We start from the raw sequence: 19,787 nt of genomic DNA, 5'->3' as shown, positions 1-19,787 counted from the left end.
ATGGCAGGCACGAGGGAACAGACGGCAGCCCGCTCGGTGTTCGTGACCGGCGGGAACAGGGGCATCGGGCTGGCCATAGCGCGCCGCTTCGCCGCGGCGGGAGACCGGGTCGCGGTGACCTACCGCGGGGACGGGCCACCCGCCGACGCGAACCTCCTCGCCGTACGGTGCGACGTGACGGACGCCGGGCAGGTGGACCAGGCCTTCAAGGAGGCCGAGGCGGCCCACGGCCCGGTCACCGTCCTGGTCGCGAACGCCGGTGTCACCCACGACCGGCTGCTCATACGGATGAGCGAGGAGGACTTCACCTCCGTCATCGACACCAACCTCACGGGGGCCTTCCGAGTCGCCCGCCGCGCGGTGCGCGGGATGCTCGCGCAGGGCCACGGCCGTATCGTGCTGGTCTCCTCCACGGCGGCCCTGCACGGCGCCGCCGGGCAGACCAACTACGCGGCGGCGAAGGCGGGTCTGGTCGGCTTCGCCCGGTCGCTCACCCATGAACTCGGCCCCCGTGACATCACCTGCAACGTGGTGGCGCCCGGCCTGACCGAAACGGACATGACCCGCGCGCTCACCGAGGACCAGCGCCGGCACCTGCTAGCCCGGACCCCGGCCGGCCGCCCGGCCCACCCCGACGAGGTCGCCGACGCGGTGGCGTTCCTGGCCGGTGCGGGATACGTACGCGGCGCCGTGATCCCGGTCGACGGAGGGGCCGGACTGGGCCACTGATGCCTTCACTCCAGCCCCACACCCAGGAGTCCTACGCCACAGACCCCACCCACTCCTCCTACAGCCGTGATCGATCCGCAACCAATTCCGGTCTTGACCGAGACCCATCAACGGGCTGCGTGATTACGCTCCCGACCATGGCCGACACCCCCCAGCCCACGGACCACCCCGCAACGGGCCGCCCCGTCTACGTCATCGGCGGCGGCCCCGGCGGACTCTCCGTCGCGTACGCCCTGCGTGCCCAGGGACTGCGTGCGGTCGTGCTGGAGAGGTCGGACCGGATAGGCGCCTCCTGGCGTCGCCACTACGACCGCCTCCATCTGCACACCACCCGGCGCCTGTCGGCCCTGCCAGGCCTGCCGATGCCCCGCCGCTTCGGGCGCTGGGTGTCCCGGGACGACGTCGTGCGCTACCTGGAGAAGTACGCCGAACACCACGACCTGGAGATCGTCACCGGCGTGGAGGTCTCCCGCGTCGAGCCTTCCCCCGACGGCTCCGGCTGGCTGCTGCGCGCCACCGGCGGCCGTGAACTGACCGGCGCCGCGGTCGTCGTGGCCACCGGCCACAACCACACCCCGCACATCCCGGACTGGCCCGGCCGCGACTCCTACACCGGCGAGTTCCTCCACGCCGGCGAGTACCGCAACCCCACGCCCTACGCCGACCGCGACGTCCTGGTCGTCGGCATCGGCAACACCGGTGCCGAGATCGCCGTGGACCTGGTGGAGGGCGGGGCCTCGCGGGTGCGGCTGGCGGTGCGCACGGTCCCGCACATCGTGCGCCGCTCCACCGCCGGGTGGGCCGCCCAGTTCACGAGCATCCTCGTACGACGGCTACCGGTCGGCCTCGTCGACCGGTTGGCCAGGCCCGTCGCGAAGCTCAGCGTGCCTGACCTCTCCGCCCAGGGGCTGCCACGCCCCGACACCGGTCTCTACAGCCGGGTCAAGCAAGGGTCGATCCCCGTCCTCGACGTCGGCCTCGTCGACGCCGTACGCAAGGGCCGGGTCGAGATCGTGGCCGCCGTCGACGGGTTCGAGGAGGGGAAGGTCGTCCTCGCCGATGGTGCCCGCGTCTCGCCCGACGCCGTCATCGCGGCCACGGGATACGTTCGCGGCCTGGAGAACCTTGTCGGCCACCTCGGCGTACTCGACGCGCACGGAAGGCCAGTCGTCCAGGGCGCTCGAACCCCGGCGGGGGCGCCCGGCCTGTACTTCACCGGCTTCACCAATCCGATCAGCGGCAACCTCCGGGAGATGGCGATCGACGCGCAGAAGATCGCGAAGTCGATTGCCCGGAGCGGGGACGGACCGGTTTCGCGTCTCCCATGAGATCCACGGTGCCTTTGAACAGTACTGGCGCCCTCCCGGTGACATAGTCATCCTCAACTCTCTGCTCGGCCCCCCTTAAGAACGGACAGGGGGCCGAACGGCAGTCGGGGGATCCTCGGGCGGCTGCCGGCCTCAGTCTGCTTCGGGTCGCCAGGATGGCGCGGCCCGGCGTGCCGAGTGCGCCGCGAGGAGCCCGATCGTCACAGCGGCCAGCGAGAAGCCGGTGGCTGCTGTGACCAGGACTGGCCAGGAGAACTTGCCTTCTCGCAAGGAGATGACGAAGAACAACGAGTGCCAGTTGGTGATGAATGTGGCGATGCAGGTAGCGAGGAGCAACGGCACAGTCAGGTACCACGTGGCGATGGTGCGGAAGACTCGGGTGTTGCCGGTGAGGACGCTCAGCGGTGCCAGTCCTCGTCTGATGCGTACGAACTCGGCCGCTGCGCTGATCAGTCCTGTCACAAGCAGCAGGCCCAGACCTGTGCCGCCGAAGAGGTAGAGCCAGTAGTTGAGCCGATTCTTCTCTTGGGCGCCGATGACCCAGGATTCGCCGGGTGTTTCCACATTGATCCCGGGGAGTACGGCATAGGCGGCTTTCTCGATCTCCGCTCGGCGCCCAGGCTCGTCGGCGGTCACGATCAGCGACTGGCGGGCATGACCAGTCGGTAGGACGCCGCTGACGGCTTTGACCGTGAGGTTGCCCTGGTAGGGGGCGGCCAGTTCTTTCAGCCGTGGGTCCTGTGTGGTGACGGGCTTGGCGGTGGTCGGGCAGGGCAGGCGCAGTGCCTTGAGATCGTGGCAGGCACCCGCCAGGTCGATGTGGGGGTGGTCACCCTCGGGATGGGCCGTGGTGGCCAGGAGGTGTGTTCTGTCCGGCAGGGCGCGTGCCAGGCGTTCTGTGGCGCGGGGGGTGAGGTTGCTGCTGGAGACGGTGAGGAGGGTGTCCCCCACTCGCTGGGTCAGTTGCTTGGCAGCCGCGGCGCTGTCTCCCAACCGGCTGTTCCAGACCTGCAGATGGCTGATGAGACCGATCCCGATGATGAAGACCACGGAGAGGCGGACGAGCACTCCCGGATGAGCCGCGGTCCAGCGGCCCGCGATGAGGCGCCCGGGGTTCCCTTTGCGATAGCCGCTTGCGGCGATGCGCTTCCCATTGGCGACGCTCAGCATGGCGACAGCTGACGGCAGCGTGGCCCACATCAGCACGGTTCCGGCCAGGAAGACCACAACGTCCGGGCCCTTGGGGGCATATTGACTGCAGGCGATTGCCATGACACCGATGCCACACAAGGCCAGGCGCCACTTGGGCAGGTGCGAGGAGGAGGTGCTGGGCCGTGTCGCCGTCTTCGGACGCTGAACCCGGTGAAGTCCCACGACAAGCAGGAGTGTCAGGACGAGGGAGGCAGCGAACGCGGCGATCAGCTGCGGCCACGCATGGCGCAGGTCATCGGCGTTGACGATGAAGCCCGTGAAGGGCAGCCGTACGTCGGTTGCCAGCAGGACGGTGGCAGGGATGACAGCCAGGAGTGTCCCTAGGGCAGCCGGGGTGAAGGCTTCCCCTACGTTCATCACCGCTCGGTGTGTCCACGAGGCTCCCAGGGCGTTGACGAGGTGGCTGCGGCGGTCTCGGGTGGCTGATCCGACCCGGGTGGCCACGACCAACAGAGCCAGGCCCGGTACGGCCATCAGGACTGCGATGACTCCGACAGTCTCCGCCTTGGTGTGGGGGTAGATGTCCTGGTTCATCGGGAAGAGCTGGCCGAAGCCCGCGATGTACTGCCAGGACGCCGCCGTGGGGTTGGCCGGCGGGTGAGCGGGGCGGGCGTAGGCGATTCGTTCAGACGGCGACCTGAGCCCCTGCTTGTCGATTGTTCCGGCGTAACGGCCGTATCGGTCGAGGCTGTTGTTGTCTTTTGCCGCTTCGGCGAGTTCCGGGGACAAGAAGACCTCGCCCGGCCGAGGCCAGCGCGAGAGGCCCGGTGGCGGAGGCGTGTCGGCCGCGAGAGGCTCGACGTAGATGATGCTGTGCGGTGACGCGCCGAACGAGTCGATGGCCTCTTTCCACAAGGCTGTGGCCTGGTGCGCGTCGCCGGCCAGAAGGGGGCCCCGCGCTGTATCGCGCTGCGCGCGACCGTCGAAGGTCGCGCTGGTGGTCACCATGGCCAGGGCGGTCAGCGCAATAGCGGCTGAGGCCGTCATCAGGGCCCACATGCGCAGTCGCGTGCCGGGCGTGGTGCGTCCTGCGGCACGCCCGATCCGCAGCAGCTGGACCCAGAGCCGTCCAGGACGGCGCAGACGTGGTGAGTGCTGGTCAGTCACGCCTGCGACCCCCGCTGGACTGGGATGAGCGTGCTCTCCTGGAGCTGGAGCTCGTCGTCCGCCCGATCGGCGACCGCGGGATCGTGAGTGACTACCAACAGCGCGCAGTCCCGCTCGCGACAGATCCGGAACAACTGGTCCGCCACGTTCTCGCGTGCTTTCGGGTCCAGCGCACCGGTGGGCTCATCCGCCAGCAGCACGGACGGCTGCGCAATGAGCGCCCGGGCCACGGCCGTGCGCTGGCGTTCTCCTCCGGAGAGCATGCCCGTTGGGGTACTGCCATGGGGCACTTCGAGTTCTTCCAGGAGCCGTGTGGCTGACTCGTGGGCACGCTGATGGTCGGCGCCGTCGAGGAGCATGGGCAGAGCCACGTTCTCCACTGGTGTCAGTTCGGGCAGCAGCTCACCGAACTGGAAGACCATGCCGAGGTGCTTGCGGCGGGCTTTGGTCAGAGAGCCGGGCAGGAGTCCCGTAAGGCGATGCCCGCCCGCAGTGATCGTGCCAGAGGCCGGTTTGATCAGACCGAGCACGCACATGAGCAGTGTCGACTTGCCCGATCCACTGGGCCCGGTAACAGCCACCGACTTCCCCGGGTCCACAGTGAGGTCGACGTTGTTGAGGAGAACACGGTCTCCGACCTGATACGTCAGGCCCTTGATCTGGAGACCGCCGCCCAGCGGAGGGGTGTGGGTCACAGCACGTCCGTATCTTGAGGTAGGCGAGCGGAGATGAAACGGACCCGTCGGGTAAGCCATGAAACGGCCTACCCGACGGGCACTCAAGCGATAACTCCGGTTACGGAGCCTTCCACCCGGAGCAGTCGTCACTGTCCCAGTCGTTGTCGTCGCACGCCTTGAACTTGATGACCTTCGAGCCGTCGCCCGAGATCACGCGGGTCTTGAAGCCGCTGTGGTTCCACAGCGTGCGCAGTTCACCGGGGCTGGCCTGGCGGTAGTACTCGGCCTTGCCCGGGTCCCCGTCGTCGCTACCGTCGTAGACGGAAATAAGGCCGCTGTCGCCGTTCCACGGGCTGGTCGCGATCACGCCACCGCCCTTGGCTTCCAGCGCCATCGCGGTGCTGGTCGGCACCCCTATACCGATGATCAGTGCTATGCCGGCAATCGCCTTGATTCTGCGCATAGTTGATCCCTCCCCTGTTTGAAGTGACCTGTGCGGCTCATGTGCCGCACGGTGCAGTTGATGATCATGGTCCGATCAAGATTCCTTCACAAGGGAATTACTCTCGGCGTGAGAGGTGTCACCCAGCGGAGCGCTGGATTCCGGACCCGCCTCGTCGCATTCGCCACCAAGTCGCGGGACCGGCGAGGGAGCGGCAGGGAGCGCAAGGAGAGAACGGCCCCCAACTCCCCTGCGTCACCTACTCGTTACTTGTGAGTCAGATGTTGTGCGAGAGCTGTACCGCGCCCCCGCACCGGGCCAGAATGTGAACACTGCTCAACTTTCTGGCTCCACTCCCTCTCGCTACGACGGAGGACGCACGTGGCACGCGAAAGACAGCTCTCCCGGCGCTCGCTCCTGGGCGGCGCAGCCGCCGCTGCCGGCGCCGCAACCCTCACCGCCACCACCGCCACCGGCACGGCCTCGGCCGCAGCCGCCCGCGACGTCGACGTCGCCATCGTCGGCGCCGGGCTCGCCGGGCTCACCGCGGCCCGCGACCTGGTCGCCGCCGGCAAGTCGGTGGTCGTCCTGGAGGCCCGGGACCGCGTCGGCGGACGGGTGGTGGGCCTGAACCTCACCAACGGCGGCATCACCGAGGGCGGCGGCGAGTTCATCGGCCCCACCCAGCACCGCATCAAGGCCCTCGCCGACTCCCTCGGCGTGGGGACCTTCGCCACCTACAACTCCGGCAACAACCTCCTCTACAAGGACGGCAAGAAAACCCCGTACGCCACCGACGGCATCCTCGGCGCGGTCCCGCCCATCGACGCGGCAGGCCTCGCCAACGCCGCGATCGTGCAGGCCACACTCGACGACCTGGCCAAGCAGATCCCGGTCGACGCGCCCTGGACCGCCGCGAAGGCGGATGAATGGGACCGGCAGACCTTCGAGACCTGGCTGCGCGCCAACGCCGTCATCCCGTCCGCCAGGTTCCTCTTCGACGTGGCCTGTACGTCGATCTTCTCGGCCGAACCGCGAGAACTCTCCTTCCTCTTCGTCCTCTTCTACATCGCCGCCGCCGGCGACGCCTCCAACCCCGGCACCCTGGAGCGCCTCACCGAGACCGCGAACGGCGCCCAGGAACTCCGCTTCGTCGGCGGCTCCCAGTTGGTGCCGATCAAACTCGCCGCCGCGCTCGGCGACCGGGTCGTGCTCAGCGCCCCGGTGCGCACGATCGCCAGGTCCGGCGGCAAGTACGCGGTGACCGCCGACGGCGTCACCGTCAACGCCAAGAAGGTCGTCGTGGCCGTACCCCCTCCCCTCGCTGCCCGCATCACCTACGACCCGCTACTCCCCGCCGCCCGCGACCAGCTCACCCAGCGCCTTCCGATGGCCTCGGTCGGCAAGGCCATCGCGATCTACGACACCCCCTTCTGGCGGGCCGACGGGTTCAACGGCCAGGTCGTCAGCGACACGGGCGTGATCAGCTCCACCTTCGACAACTCCCCGCCCGACGGCTCCTACGGCGCCCTGATGGGCTTCATCGAGGCGGACGAGGCGCGGAAGCTGGACGGGGCGAGTGAAGCGGATGTCCGGGCCGCCGTACTGAAGGACTACGCGACCTATTTCGGCGAGAAAGCCGCCTCCCCCTCCTCCTTCGTCCTGCAACGCTGGAACAACGAGGCCTACACCCGCGGCGGCCCCGTCTCCATCGCCGCACCCGGCGTACTGACCCAGTACGGCCCGGCCCTGCGCGAGCCCGTCGGCGGCATCCACTGGGCCGGGACGGAGACCTCCACCTACTGGATGGGCTTCATGGACGGGGCGGTGCGGTCGGGCGAGCGAGTGGCGAAGGAGGTGCTGGCGGTGCTGTGAGCGGGCGACGGCCGGCGACGTGCCTGCACACCTTCCGCCGTACTCGAGCCTGCTGTCGCCGGGCCGCTCGCCCAACTTTGCGTGCACAGCCGTTCCTGACTTGGCGTCAGTTCCTTTAATCTGACACTGCGTCAGTTAATCGCTGTCACACAGGAGCGGGCGGACCGATGCTTGGATCAACCCACGGCACCCTCACCACCGACTCCCGCCGGGCCCGGGTCATCGCCTGTGGCGAGCAGCCCGGGCCCGCCGTCCACGGCCGGCCGGCCGAGGTCGACGATCTCGACGTCAGCGGCCGTCCGCTGTACTCCCACGTGCCCGATCTGGACCGCTTCTTCCGGCCGGAGTCGGTCGCCGTGATCGGCGCCTCGGACGCCGAGGGACGGCCGAACACCGGTGTCACCCGCCAGCTGATCGCCTGGTCGGAGCGGGTCGGCGCGCGGCTCCATCCCGTGCACCCGAGCCGCCCGTCCGTCTTCGGCATCCCGTGCTCTCCTTCCGTCGCCGACCTGCCCGAGCAGGTCGATCTCGCCGTACTGCTGGTCGCCGACCCCCTTCCGGTGATCGAGGAACTGGCCGAGGCCAAGGTGAAGTTCGCGGTCGCCTTCGCCTCCGGTTTCGCCGAGACCGGCGAGGAGGGCGCCGCCGCCCAGGACCGGCTCACCGCCGCCGTCGAGCAGTCAGGGATGCGGCTGCTGGGCCCCAACACCAACCTCAACGCCTTCGAGCGGTTCCGCGACGACCTGGAAGGTCCCGCGATCGCCCTGATCACCCAGTCCGGCCACCAGGGCCGCCCCGTCTTCTCCCTCCAGGAGCTCGGCATCCGGCTGAGCCACTGGGCGCCCACCGGCAACGAGGCCGATCTGGAGACCGCCGACTTCATCTCCTACTTCGCCGAGCGGCCCGAGGTCGGCGCCATCGCCTGCTACGTGGAGGGCCTCAAGGACGGCCGTTCCTTCCTGCTCGCCGCCGACCGCGCCGCCCGCCGCGGAGTGCCGGTCGTCGCCGTCAAGGTGGGCCGCACCGAGACCGGCGCCCGCACGGCCGCCTCACACACCGGCAAGCTGACCGGCGCGGACGCGGTGGTGGACGCGGCGATGCGGCAGTACGGGGTGATCCGGGTCGACGGCCTCGACGAACTCCAGGACACCGCCGCCCTGCTGGCCCGAGCGCGGCCGCCCCGCGCCGACGGCGTCGTCGTCTATTCGATCTCGGGCGGCACGGGCGCGCACTTCGCCGACCTGGCCACCGAGGCGGGGCTCGCCCTGCCGGTGCTGCCCGAGGCCAAGCAGGCCGAGCTGCACCAGTGGATACCCGAGTACCTGAGCGTGGCCAACCCGGTCGACAACGGCGGGCATCCGGTCGGCGACCACCGCGGCCGGAAGATCATCGACGCCATCCTCGACGACCCCGCCGTGGGCGTGCTGATCTGTCCGGTCACCGGGCCCTTCCCGCCCCTGAGCGACAAGCTCGTCCAGGACCTGGTGGACGCGGCCGAGCGGACGGACAAGCTGGTCTGCGTGGTGTGGGGGTCGCCGGTCGGCACCGAGCCGGCGTACCGCGACGTCCTGCTCGGCTCCTCGCGAGTGGCCACCTTCCGCACGGTGGCGAACTGCATCACCGCGGTCCGCGCCTACCTCGACCACCACCGCTTCGTCACCGGCTACCGCTCCCCCTTCGACCACGCGCCCCGCACCCCGTCCCCTTCCTTCCGCAAGGCGCAGCCACTGATGCGTCCGGGCCAGCAGCTGAGCGAACACGCGGCGAAGCAGCTGCTGCGGGCGTACGGAATCCGCGTCCCGCGCGAGCAGTTGGTGACCAGCGCGGCGGCGGCCGTACGGGCCGCGGGACTGGTCGGCTACCCCGTGGTCATGAAGGCGTCCGGCGCGCGGATCGCCCACAAGACCGAGCTGGGACTCGTCAAGATCGGGCTGACCTCCGCCAGCCAGGTGCGGGACGCCTACCGGGAGTTGACCGACATCGCGCGCTACGAGGACGTCTCCCTGGACGGCGTCCTGGTCTGCCAGATGGTCGAGCGGGGCGTCGAGATGGTCGTCGGCGCCACGCACGACGAGTTGTTCGGACCGACCGTGACGGTCGGGCTCGGCGGCGTGCTCGTGGAGGTCCTGGGCGACAGCGCCGTACGCGTGCCGCCCTTCGGTGAGGAGCAGGCGCGGGACATGCTCGCCGAGCTGCGCGGGCGGGCCCTGCTGGACGGGGTCAGGGGGCGTCCGCCGGCGGATCTCGACGCGCTCGTCGAAGTCGTCCTGCGGGTGCAGCGCATGGCCCTGGAACTGGAGGACGACCTCGCGGAGCTCGACATCAACCCGCTGGTGGTGCTGCCCAGGGGGCAAGGCGCGGTGGCGTTGGACGCGCTGGTGGTGTGTCGTTGAGATGACGATGGCGAACATGCCCGATTCCCCCCGTGGGACAGCAAAGGACGACCAGACGGAAAAGCCCGTCGAGCCGGAAAGTCACGCTGAGTCATTGGTACAGCACGCCACTGACAACCAGGTCTGCCGCATCACCCTGAACCGCCCCGAGGCCCTCAACGCCATCACCCCTGACCAGCGCGAACGCATCATCCAGCTGCTTGCCGACGCCTCTGCGGACCCCGCCGTACGGGCCGTCGTGCTGACCGGAACGGGCCGTGGTTTCTGCGCGGGCGCGGACCTGCGGGGCGGGTCGGCGGCCGGTCAGCGGGTCCCCGGCGACGTCGCCCGCACGATCCGCCTCGGCGCCCAGCGGCTGATCGCTGCCGTCCTCGACTGCGAGAAGCCGGTGATCGCGGCGGTCAACGGCACCGCGGCAGGGCTCGGCGCGCATCTCGCCTTCGCCTGCGACCTCGTACTCGCCGCCGAATCGGCGAGGTTCATCGAGGTGTTCGTCCGACGCGGCCTCGTCCCCGACGGCGGCGGCGCCTATCTCCTCCCCCGACTCATCGGCCCTCAGCGGGCGAAGGAGCTGATGTTCTTCGGCGACGCGCTCAGCGCGCCGGACGCCGAGCGCCTCGGCCTGGTCAACCGGGTTGTACCGGACGAGGAGTTGGACAAGACGGCCCGCGAGTGGGCCGAGCGCCTCGCCACCGGCCCGACCCGCGCCCTCGCCCTCACCAAACAGCTCGTCAACGCCTCCCTCGACACCGACCGCACCACCGCCTTCGCCGCGGAGGCGGCCGCGCAGGAGATCAACATGACGACCGAGGACGCGCGGGAAGGGGTGGCGAGTTTCGTGGAGCGCAGGGGCGCCGAGTACAAGGGGCGGTGAGTGCGAGGCGTGCCGCGCACCAGGGGCGCCGAGGACCGGGGACGGTGCCCGCACGAGGCTTCCAATCTGACACACCGTCAGCTTCAATGGTTGGCGTGATGGGACACGCAGGGATGGCGGCCGCCGCCGTCCGCTATCTCAGGTCGGTCGAGACAGCCCCCGCACGAGGGCCCGTGGAGGCGCTGCCGCGCCCTGAGCTGCGGTGCGTCGGCGAGGACGAGCGGGCGCCGGTCGGGCAGGCCGAGTTCCGGCGCGTGCTCGGGAACTTCGCGACGGGCGTGGCCGTTGTCACGGCACCACCCGAAGGCGGCACCGGCTCCCCCGCCGGCTTCGCCTGCCAGTCCTTCTCCTCCCTCTCCCTCGACCCGCCCCTGGTCGCCTTCATGGTCGGCCGTACGTCGACGACGTGGCCGCGCATCGCACGCGCGGGCGTGTTCTGCGTGAACGTCCTGAGCGCCGGGCAGGGCGAGTTGTGCCGTGGCTTCGCGGTGAGCGGCGCGGACAAGTTCGCGGGGGTGGCGTACGACGCGGCCCCGGCGTCCGGCTCCCCCCGCCTCGCGGGCACGCTCGCGTGGATCGACTGCACGATCCACGCGGTGCACACGGGAGGCGACCATCTGATCGTGGTGGGCCGGGTGGCGGCCCTGGGCGCGAGCGACGGGGACGAGGCGCCGCTGCTGTTCCACAAGGGACGGTTCCTCTAGGCCGGCACCGCCCAGACCCCCAGGCGGCCACGGGTCCGCCGACGCCGTTCGTCCACCTTCTCCTCGGCGAACGGGAACTCCCTTGCGCCAGAAGCCATCTCCCTTTGTATCGCCTTGTATCGAGGGTTTGACACAAGATCCCGACCGGGGCATCTTGTACCCACTACTTGATACAAGATGTTCTGGGGGGATCTCCATATGCTCGACCACGTCCCGCTCCAGTCCCGGTTCCTCGACCACGCCGACCACTACGCCCGCTGGTCCGGTCTGGCCATCGGCATGGTGGCCGCACAGCAGTTGGTCACGATGGAGAGCGGCGACATCGCGATGCCCCTCGTGTTCGCCATCACCGCTTTCGGTCTGTGCGCGGTGGGCGGTGTCCTGCTCGGTGACGCACTGACCCTGCGTCCCCAGGAAGCGGTACGCACCGCGAGTCTCGCCCCGCGCCTGATCCGGGACCAGGTGCCGCCCCGCATGGCACCCCTGCTTCTTCTGCAGGCGGCGTCCCTCGTCACCCTGCTGGTGATCGGCGCGGTCACGGCGTCCGACCCCGAACGGACAGGCAGAGCGGGGCGTGTCATCACCGTCAGCTGCGAAGGGTTGCGCGCATCCCTGGGCCCCTGGCCCGGCCTGTACTACAGCGGCCCGATGTTCGCCGCCCTCGCGGTCGGAACCCCCGTCTGCGTCTGGGCCCTGCGCCGTATCGCCCACGGCCCGGGCGACGACCAGCAGCGCCGCGACCGCGCGTGGGCGATCACCGGAGCCTGGGGGCTGCTGGTGTCGAGCCAGGTGCTGCTCGTCGTTCTGATGATCTTCGTCGCGCTCACCGAGAACTCCTGCGCCGGCCCGCTGGGCGCCGCCACCGTCGTGGTGGTCAGCCCCCTGGGCCTGCTGAGCCTGTTCTCCTTCGGATGGTCCCTGGTCACCGTCGTGGCTCCCCGGGCGGTCGACGACGAGGCAGCCGACGATGGGACCTACGACGATGAGTGAGCCCGCCGTCCGCGTCGACACCACCAGCCAGGTACCGCCGTACGAGCAGATCCGTGCCCAGTTGGCCGCGCTGATCCGCACCGGCCGGCTGGCCGAGGGTGAGCGCCTGCCGACCGTGCGCCAGCTCGCCGCCGACCTCGGTCTGGCGCCCGGCACCGTGGCCCGCGCCTACCGCGAGCTGGAGGCGGCCGAGCTGATCCGCACGCGCCGTGGCGCGGGCACCCGGGTCGCGGCGCTCCCGTCCGAGCCGCACACGCACGACGTCGACCAACTCATCACTCTGGCCCGCGACTTCACCTCCGCCGCCCGAGCACTCGGCGCCGACACCGAGGACATCCTGACCGCCGTACGCGACGCCCTGGACCCGGGTCACGCCTCCTCTTCGGCCACCGCCGGCAACGGAGCGGGTGGGCCCAGGACGGCGGAGGTGTCGGCGCACGTCACAGGCGCGCGGAAGGCCCTTGAGCAGTAGGCGGAACCCGCAACGCCGCGACCGGCGACGCTCGTGGGCAGGGCGGGAAGCGGGGGTCTGCCAGGTGCCAGGGCTGTACACGGCTGGAGCCGTACTCGGCCAAGGCTGTACTCGGCCAGGGCTGTATTCGGCCAGGGCTGTACTCGGCTCCACCTCGTGCGCGGTCGAGACCGGCCGCGAGGTGGAGCCGGCGCCACCCCGTCGCGCCCTACGCCGCCATCCGCACCGGTTCCGTACGCCGCCGGATCACCAGCACCATCAGCGCAGCCGCCCCACACAGCGCCCCCGACGCGTACCAGACCATGTCGTACGTGCCGAAGACGTCCCGCGCGACGCCGCCGAGGAAGGCCACCAGCGCCGCACCCACCTGATGGGAGGCGAGGACCCAGCCGAAGACGATCGCGCTGTCGTCGCCGTAGTGCTCCCGGCACAGGGCGACCGTGGGCGGGACGGTGGCGACCCAGTCGAGGCCGTAGAAGACGATGAAGAAGACCATCGGCGGGCGGACGCTCGGGGCCAGCAGCATCGGCAGGAACAGCAGCGAGACGCCGCGCAGCGCGTAGTACACCGCGAGCAGCCGGCGCGCCTCGAAGCGGTCGGTGAGCCAGCCGGAGGCGACCGTGCCGACCACGTCGAACACGCCGATGACCGCGAGCAGCGAGGCGGCTGCCGGGACGGGCATGCCGTGGTCGTGGGCGGCGGGCACGAAGTGGGTCTGGATGAGGCCGTTGGTGGAGGCGCCGCAGATCGCGAAGGAGCCGGCCAGCAGCCAGAACGGGCCGGTGCGGGCAGCCGAGAAGAGCACCCTCACCGCCCTGCGCGCGGCGCCCGGAACGGGGGGCGGCTTGGGCACGAACTCCTTGGCGCCGTACGGCTTCAGGCCCACGTCGGCCGGGTGGTCACGCAGCAGCAGCCAGACGAAGGGGACGACCGCGAGGGCCGCGAGGGCGACCGTGACGGCGGCCGGGCGCCAGTTGCCCGCATCGACCATCAAGGCCAGCACCGGCAGGAAGATCAGCTGGCCGGAGGCCGAAGCGGCGGTGAGGATGCCGGTGACCAGGCCGCGCCGCTCGGTGAACCAGCGGTTGGTGACCGTCGCGGCGAAGGCCAGGGCCATCGAGCCGCTGCCCAGGCCCACCAGCAGGCCCCAGCACAGCAGCAACTGCCAGGCGGCCGTCATCCAGATCGTCAGGCCCGAGCCGACCGCGATCATGGTGAGCGCGACGGCGACCACGCGCCGGATGCCGAAGCGGTCCATCAGCGCGGCGGCGAAGGGGGCGGTGAGCCCGTACAGCGCGAGATTGATCGAGACAGCGGAACTGATGGTGCCGCGCGACCAGCCGAACTCCTGGTGCAGCGGGTCGATGAGCAGCCCCGGCACGGAGCGGAACGCGGCGGCGCCGATGATCGTCACGAAGGCGACGGCGGCGACGAACCACGCCCGGTGCGGTGACATTCCGCGGCTCCGCCACGGGCGGGGCTTCCTGGACGGCCGGATGTCCTCTTCGGTGGTCGCTGTCTCCGTTGTCTGGGTCACGACATAGAGCTTCGGGCCTGTGATCGACCGAAACGAGTGGCCCGAAGGACAGCATTCGTTAGGATCGGGCCATGGACGCGGACCCGGACAACAACACCGCCACCGGCTCGGACAACGACACGGACAACGACACGGACAAGGACACGGACACCGGCTCGGCGCGCGCCCGGCACGAGCCCCTGCACCCGCTGCCCGCGCAGCAGGCGTTCCGTCCGCACCGCGTCGTCGTGCTCGCCCTCGACGGCGCCCTCCCCTTCGAACTCGGCATCCCGCACCGCATCTTCGGACGCCCCAAGGACGCCCAGGGGCGACGTCTGTACGAGGTGGTCACCTGCTCGATCCGGCCGCCGGGCCCGGTGCAGACGGACGCCGACTTCGCCATCCAGGTCGAGCACGGCCCGGAAGCGCTGGCCACCGCGGACACCGTCGTCGTACCGGCGTCGTACGAACTCGGCCCCGTCTTCGAGCAGGGCGTTCTCACCGACGACCTGGCCGCCGCCCTCGCCCACATCCGCCCCGGCACCCGCCTCACGTCCATCTGCACGGGTGTGTACGTCCTCGCCGCCGCCGGCTATCTGGACGGCCGTCCCGCCACCACCCACTGGGCGGACGCCGACCGCTTCCAGGAGCTGTTCCCGCAGGTCGAGGTCGACCCGGACGTCCTCTTCATCGACGACGGCGACATCCTCACCTCGGCCGGCGTCGCGGCCGGGATCGACCTGTGCCTGCACATCGTCCGCCGCGACCACGGCACGGCGATCGCCAACGAAGTCGCCCGCCGCACCGTCGTACCGCCCCACCGGGACGGCGGCCAGGCCCAGTACATCCACCGCCCGGTCCCCGACCCGCAGCAGTCGTCGACGACCACGGCCCGCGCCTGGGCCCTGGGCCGGCTCCACGAGCCGATCCAGTTGCGCGACATGGCGGACCAGGAGTCCATGTCCGTACGGACCTTCACCCGCCGCTTCCGCGAGGAGGTCGGCGTCAGCCCCGGCCAGTGGCTCACCCAGCAGCGCGTGGAACGCGCCCGGCACCTGCTGGAGTCCACCGACCTGTCCGTCGACCAGGTAGCCCGGGACGCCGGCTTCGGCACGGCCCAGTCGATGCGACAGCACCTACAGGCGGCGCTCGGCGTCACACCCACCAGCTATCGGCGGACCTTCCGCGCCGGGAGCCGCGACGACGTCCAGGTTCACGGCGGCACCTGAGCCCGCCCCCGAACCCTCCCGGCGGGCCTCTCCCCACCAGCCGAGCGCCGTCAGCACCAGCGTCAGCTGCACCCCGGCCAGGACGGCCGTGGACGGCTCCACCCACTGGAGCAGACCGCCCGCGAGGGAACCCGCCGCCGCGTAGCCGGCGCCCGCGGCCGCGTACAGCACGGAGTACCCGGCGGCCAGGGCGCTCGGCGGCAGTGCCTCGCGCAGGGACAGGTTGCGGGTGATCAGCGCGCCCGACTGGAGCATGCCGGCCAGGACGAGGGCGATCGCGATCCCGGCGGCGCCCGGTATCAGTGCCGCGAGGGACACGAAGACCGACATGCCGCACATCAGCACCACACTGCGCGCGCGGAGTCGCCCCGGCCACGACCGGAGGCCGTACAGGAACGCCCCGAGCCCCGCCCCCACGGCCATCCCCGCCAGCATCGGGCCCGACCAGCCCACGCCGATGCCGCGCTGTTCGAGCAGGGCGGGCACGGTGAGTTCGCACAGGCCCAGCAGGGTGATGCTGGCCGCTCCCGTGACGTACACCGGCCACGCGCGTATCAGCACCCGTGACTTCGCCCGGCCTGCCTTGCCCGCACCCTCCTGCTCACCGTTCGTCCACCCGGCCGGCAGCAGTAACTGGCCCACGATCGACGCCGCCATGAGGGCCCCCGCCAGAAGCAGCGGTACCCGCGGCGCCACCGCGAGGGCGAGGCCGGCCACCGCGACCGGGGAGACGGCCCATACGCCCGACATCAGCATGGACTCGGCCGACAGCGCCTGCGGCACGGCACGCTCCGGCACCAGCGAGGTCAGCAACGCCCGCTGACCACCGGCGGTCGCGGCCGGCGCCGCACCGGCCAGGAACGCGAAGGCTCCCAGCACCACGGGGTGCGCCCCCGCCAGCACCCCGAGTCCCGCGAACCCCACCGCCCCGCCCGCGAGCCCGACGACCAGATGCCTGCGGCCACGGGCCGGATCCAGCCGCAGCCCGAGGACCGGGGCGGCGATGATCTCACCGAGCACGTACACGGCCGCGAGAGCCGCGCCCAGCGTGTACCCGCCGGGCCGCTCCCGCACCAGGAACACCAGGGCCAACGGCGTCATGGCGACCGGCATGCGAGAGGCGACGGCGGTGCAGGCCCAGATCAGGACCTGCCTGGAGGCGACGTCTCGATAGGTCATGCAGATGACGGTAGGCGCCGCCACTGACAACCCGGCAGGCAATTTCCGGGCCTTTGACACCCTTCCCCTCTTGACAGAGGGGGATTCCAAGCCAGGTGGCTTGAGGTTCACGGGCGCTCGAACGGCCGGCGGCCGTCGTCACCCCTCCGGCACCGGCTATACGCCGGGGGCGGGGAATCCCGCCCTGTCCTGCCGCGACGTTGTGGCTTGCGTTGGTGTCCGCGTAGCAGGTGAAGCCGCAGGATACGCACTCGAAGTCGGCTTGGCGTCCGCGTTTGCGGCGGCCAGCCATTCGTTGTCGCGCCGGGCCTCGGTGAGCTGACGGCACTGCTCCGCGAAGCCGGGCGCGCTTTTGCGGCGGGGCTTCCAGTGCGCGTGCTGCTCGACAGCCAGGTTCCACACGTACCTCGCGTGCGCGCAGTGCAGCAGCATCTGCTGCTCCTGCTCGCACGTGGGGTACATCCGAAACCTCGACATGGCCCCATTTTAGGGCCACAGTTGATGCATGATCAAGCTGAACCTTCGACTTCCTGACGACCTCTACGACACCGCCAAGGCGCTTGCCGCTGCCGACGACCGCTCCCTGAACTCATGGCTGGTCGCCGCAGTGCGACGCGCCGTAGAAGCCTCCGGCACGCCGGATCGCCCTGACGGCGATCCGGCTACTACCCCTGCCCCGCTACGCAGGAGCGGGCATTCATCCCGGCCCTGAAAGACCGCGCACCCAGCCCCGAGAAGGTGGGAAACGGCGTCCGCAGGCACCCAGCCCGCATCCGTCAGGTGCCCAAGATGACCAAGGTCCCAAGCCAGCCTCAGAACGTGAGCACCCCGCGAGCCACCTTCCCCGCCTCCGCGTCCGCCGCCGCCCGCTCGAACTCCTCGACCGGATACGTCTCCGTCACCAGCTCGTCCAGGAGCAGCCGCCCCTCCCGGTACAACTCGGCGTACAGCGCGATGTCGCGCTGCGGCCTCGACGACCCGTACCGGCACCCCAGGATCGACTTGTCCAGGTACATGGACGACACGACGAAGGATGCCTCGGCGCCGGCCGGCGGAACCCCCAGCAGAATCGCCTGCCCGTGCCGGTCGAGCAGATCGACGGCCGCCCGGATCAACTCGACGCGCCCCACGCACTCGAAGGCATGGTCCGCCCCCGTCGGCAACAGCTCGCGCACCCCCTCCACCGACGTCAGGAAGTCCGTCGCCCCGAACCGCCGCGCCACCGCCTCCCTCGCCGGATTGGCATCGACGGCGACGATCCGCAGCGCACCCGCGATCCGCGCCCCCTGAAGGACATTGAGCCCGATGCCCCCCGTACCGATGACGAGCACGCTGTCCCCACGGTCCACCTCGGCCCGGTTGAGCACGGCGCCCACCCCGGTGAGCACCCCGCACCCGATGAGCGCGGCCGAGGGCATGGGGATGTCCTTCGGGATCCGAACCGCCTGGACGGCCTTGACCACGGTCCGCTCGGCGAACGCCGAATTGGACGCGAACTGGAAGACGGGCCGCCCTCCCCGGGAGAACGGCTGTCCGGGCCGCCCGATCGCCTGCCGGCACATGGTCGGCCGCCCCCGGTCGCACTCGGCGCACGTACCGCAGTTGGCGAGCGTGGACAGGGCCACATGGTCCCCCGGGACGACATGGGTGACGCCCACACCCACCGCTTCCACCACCCCAGCCCCCTCATGGCCCAACACCACAGGAACCGGAAAAGGTATGGTCCCGTCCACCACGGACAGGTCGCTGTGGCACAATCCCGCCGCCGCGATGGCCACCAGCACCTCACCCGGCCCCGGATCCCGCACCTCCAGGTCGTACGCGACCTCCACCCGCTTCCCGTCGAACACCACGCCGCGCATCACACAACCCCCTTGGGTTCCCTGGGCAACCCGAGCACCCGCTCGGCGATGATCGTGCGCTGAACCTGGTCCGACCCGCCGTAGATGGTGTCGGCCCGCGAGAACAGGAAGAGATGCTGCGCCTCGTCGAGTTCGTACGGCGCGGAGGGCGACCACTCCACCGGCCCGACCCCCGCCGCGGCCCCCCGCACCAGCACCGCCAGCTCCCCGAGCCGCTGATGCCAGCCGCCCCACAGCAGCTTCGCCACACTGGGAGCCCCCGCGTCCCCGGCCCGCCCCAGCGTGCGCAACGCGTTCCACCGCATCACCCGCAGCTCGGCCCACTGCCGCACCAGGCGCTCCCGTACGACGGGATCACCCACGGCGCCGGACCGTACGGCCGCCTCCACGACCCGCCCCAACTCCCGCGCGAACCCAATCTGCTGGGCGAGCGTGGAGACCCCCCGCTCGAACCCGAGCAGGCTCATCGCGACCCTCCACCCCGCACCCTCACCACCGACGACGTGCTCCACGCGCGCGTGCGCCCCGTCGAAGAACACCTCGTTGAAGTCGCTGGTGCCGGTCATCTGCCGGATGGGCCGCACCTCGATACGCCCCGGCTGGTCCATGGGAACGAGCAGGAAGCTCAGGCCCCGGTGGCGGCTCGACTCCGGATCCGTCCGGGCGAGAACGAAGCACCAGTCGGCCTCATGGGCGAGGGAGGTCCAGATCTTCTGCCCGGTGACGCGGTACGTCCCGTCCGAGGCACGCTCGGCCTTCGTACGGACCCCCGCGAGGTCGGACCCCGCCCCTGGCTCGCTGTACCCCTGACACCAGAGCTCCTCACCGAGCGCGATCGGCGCAAGGAAGCGGCGCTTCTGCTCATCGGTCCCATGGGCGATCAGGGTGGGCCCCAGCAGGTTCTCCCCGATGTGCCCGGACCGCGCGGGCGCCCCGGACCGCGCGTACTCCTCGGCCCAGACGACTTGCTGGGTAAGGCCCACACTCCGATTCCCGTAACCACCTCTGCCCCACCCGAGCCCGATCCACCCGGCTTTCCCGAGGGTGCGTTCCCATGTACGACGCTCCTGCGCACCCCCGACATGCTCGGCAAGCCAGGCTCTGGCCTCCGCCCGGAACATGTCATCCGCATCGGTGAATCCAAAGTCCACGGGGACCTCCAAAGCGACGGTCGGATTTCCCACCCAGGGGCGCGGGG

17 protein-coding genes and 1 pseudogene are annotated in these 19,787 nt (G+C 70.5%); 10 read left to right on the top strand and 8 right to left on the bottom strand.

Features of this window, described 5'->3' with window-relative positions:
* On the top strand, positions 1-729 hold the full coding sequence (gene fabG, locus ACIBAG_RS05480; RefSeq protein ID WP_399101237.1) for a 3-oxoacyl-ACP reductase FabG: 729 nt from the start codon (positions 1-3) through the stop codon (positions 727-729).
* Positions 730-866: 137 nt separating this feature from the next.
* On the top strand, positions 867-2,057 hold the full coding sequence (locus tag ACIBAG_RS05475) for a flavin-containing monooxygenase (protein WP_399101235.1): 1,191 nt from the start codon (positions 867-869) through the stop codon (positions 2,055-2,057).
* Positions 2,058-2,189: 132 nt separating this feature from the next.
* On the opposite strand, the gene ACIBAG_RS05470 is transcribed toward ACIBAG_RS05475, so the two are convergent.
* The 3 genes from ACIBAG_RS05470 to ACIBAG_RS05460 all read right to left on the bottom strand — a co-directional run bounded on the left by ACIBAG_RS05470 (position 2,190) and on the right by ACIBAG_RS05460 (position 5,516).
* A complete protein-coding gene (locus tag ACIBAG_RS05470; protein ID WP_399101233.1) occupies positions 2,190-4,376 on the bottom strand; it encodes a permease in 2,187 nt (728 codons plus the stop codon).
* Positions 4,373-5,071, bottom strand: coding sequence for an ABC transporter ATP-binding protein (locus ACIBAG_RS05465; protein ID WP_399101231.1), 699 nt, complete (start codon positions 5,069-5,071; stop codon positions 4,373-4,375). Before ACIBAG_RS05465 ends, ACIBAG_RS05470 begins: the two co-directional genes overlap by 4 nt.
* Before the next feature lie 100 nt (positions 5,072-5,171).
* Positions 5,172-5,516, bottom strand: a complete 345-nt coding sequence (locus ACIBAG_RS05460; protein ID WP_399101230.1) for a hypothetical protein — start codon at positions 5,514-5,516, stop codon at positions 5,172-5,174.
* A 360-nt stretch (positions 5,517-5,876) separates the two neighbouring features.
* Here ACIBAG_RS05460 and ACIBAG_RS05455 point away from each other — a divergent pair, with 360 nt between their 5' ends.
* The 6 genes and pseudogenes from ACIBAG_RS05455 to ACIBAG_RS05430 form a co-directional block, all read left to right on the top strand.
* On the top strand, positions 5,877-7,370 hold the full coding sequence (locus tag ACIBAG_RS05455; protein WP_399101228.1) for a flavin monoamine oxidase family protein: 1,494 nt from the start codon (positions 5,877-5,879) through the stop codon (positions 7,368-7,370).
* A gap of 167 nt (positions 7,371-7,537) precedes the next feature.
* On the top strand, positions 7,538-9,763 hold the full coding sequence (locus ACIBAG_RS05450) for an acetate--CoA ligase family protein (protein ID WP_399101226.1): 2,226 nt from the start codon (positions 7,538-7,540) through the stop codon (positions 9,761-9,763).
* 7 nt (positions 9,764-9,770) lie between these two features.
* Positions 9,771-10,637: an enoyl-CoA hydratase/isomerase family protein gene (locus ACIBAG_RS05445; RefSeq protein WP_399101949.1), complete on the top strand. Its 867-nt coding sequence runs from the start codon at positions 9,771-9,773 to the stop codon at positions 10,635-10,637.
* Positions 10,638-10,735: 98 nt separating this feature from the next.
* Positions 10,736-11,341, top strand: a complete 606-nt coding sequence (locus tag ACIBAG_RS05440; RefSeq protein WP_399101947.1) for a flavin reductase family protein — start codon at positions 10,736-10,738, stop codon at positions 11,339-11,341.
* A 198-nt stretch (positions 11,342-11,539) separates the two neighbouring features.
* Positions 11,540-12,331 (top strand): hypothetical protein, encoded by a 792-nt coding sequence (locus ACIBAG_RS05435; RefSeq protein WP_399101224.1) that lies wholly within the window; start codon positions 11,540-11,542, stop codon positions 12,329-12,331.
* Positions 12,324-12,698: pseudogene (locus tag ACIBAG_RS05430) on the top strand (GntR family transcriptional regulator); the annotation flags it as partial. The gene ACIBAG_RS05435 and the pseudogene ACIBAG_RS05430, both read left to right, overlap by 8 nt.
* Before the next feature lie 313 nt (positions 12,699-13,011).
* On the opposite strand, the gene ACIBAG_RS05425 reads toward ACIBAG_RS05430, so the two are convergent.
* Positions 13,012-14,340, bottom strand: coding sequence for an MFS transporter (locus ACIBAG_RS05425; RefSeq protein WP_399101222.1), 1,329 nt, complete (start codon positions 14,338-14,340; stop codon positions 13,012-13,014).
* A gap of 71 nt (positions 14,341-14,411) precedes the next feature.
* Here ACIBAG_RS05425 and ACIBAG_RS05420 point away from each other — a divergent pair, with 71 nt between their 5' ends.
* The gene (locus ACIBAG_RS05420; protein WP_399101220.1) at positions 14,412-15,548 is read left to right on the top strand and encodes a GlxA family transcriptional regulator; all 1,137 of its coding nucleotides are present in this window, start codon (positions 14,412-14,414) and stop codon (positions 15,546-15,548) included.
* Here the strand turns inward: ACIBAG_RS05420 and ACIBAG_RS05415 are convergent.
* Positions 15,456-16,727 carry an MFS transporter gene (locus ACIBAG_RS05415; RefSeq protein WP_399101218.1) on the bottom strand — a complete coding sequence of 424 codons (1,272 nt, stop codon included), beginning with the start codon at positions 16,725-16,727 and terminating at the stop codon, positions 15,456-15,458. The two genes, ACIBAG_RS05420 and ACIBAG_RS05415, sit on opposite strands and share 93 nt — an antisense overlap.
* Before the next feature lie 156 nt (positions 16,728-16,883).
* Positions 16,884-17,189 carry a helix-turn-helix domain-containing protein gene (locus ACIBAG_RS05410; RefSeq protein WP_399101945.1) on the bottom strand — a complete coding sequence of 102 codons (306 nt, stop codon included), beginning with the start codon at positions 17,187-17,189 and terminating at the stop codon, positions 16,884-16,886.
* A 43-nt stretch (positions 17,190-17,232) separates the two neighbouring features.
* On the opposite strand from ACIBAG_RS05410, the gene ACIBAG_RS05405 reads away from it, so the two are divergent.
* The gene (locus tag ACIBAG_RS05405) at positions 17,233-17,439 is read left to right on the top strand and encodes a YlcI/YnfO family protein (RefSeq protein WP_399101216.1); all 207 of its coding nucleotides are present in this window, start codon (positions 17,233-17,235) and stop codon (positions 17,437-17,439) included.
* Between the two features lie 100 nt (positions 17,440-17,539).
* Here ACIBAG_RS05405 and ACIBAG_RS05400 read toward each other — a convergent pair whose 3' ends face one another.
* Together ACIBAG_RS05400 and ACIBAG_RS05395 are read right to left on the bottom strand one after the other, a co-directional pair.
* Positions 17,540-18,589 (bottom strand): alcohol dehydrogenase catalytic domain-containing protein, encoded by a 1,050-nt coding sequence (locus tag ACIBAG_RS05400; protein ID WP_399101214.1) that lies wholly within the window; start codon positions 18,587-18,589, stop codon positions 17,540-17,542.
* A complete protein-coding gene (locus tag ACIBAG_RS05395) occupies positions 18,589-19,740 on the bottom strand; it encodes an acyl-CoA dehydrogenase family protein (RefSeq protein WP_399101212.1) in 1,152 nt (383 codons plus the stop codon). The genes ACIBAG_RS05400 and ACIBAG_RS05395 overlap by 1 nt, the downstream gene beginning before the upstream one ends.
* Positions 19,741-19,787: the final 47 nt, after the last annotated feature.

This window comes from Streptomyces sp. NPDC051243 (genome assembly GCF_044455405.1).
Lineage (GTDB): Bacteria > Actinomycetota > Actinomycetes > Streptomycetales > Streptomycetaceae > Streptomyces.
The sequence above is the reverse complement of the archived record's forward strand: the minus strand, read 5'-3'. Positions and strand labels throughout refer to the sequence as shown.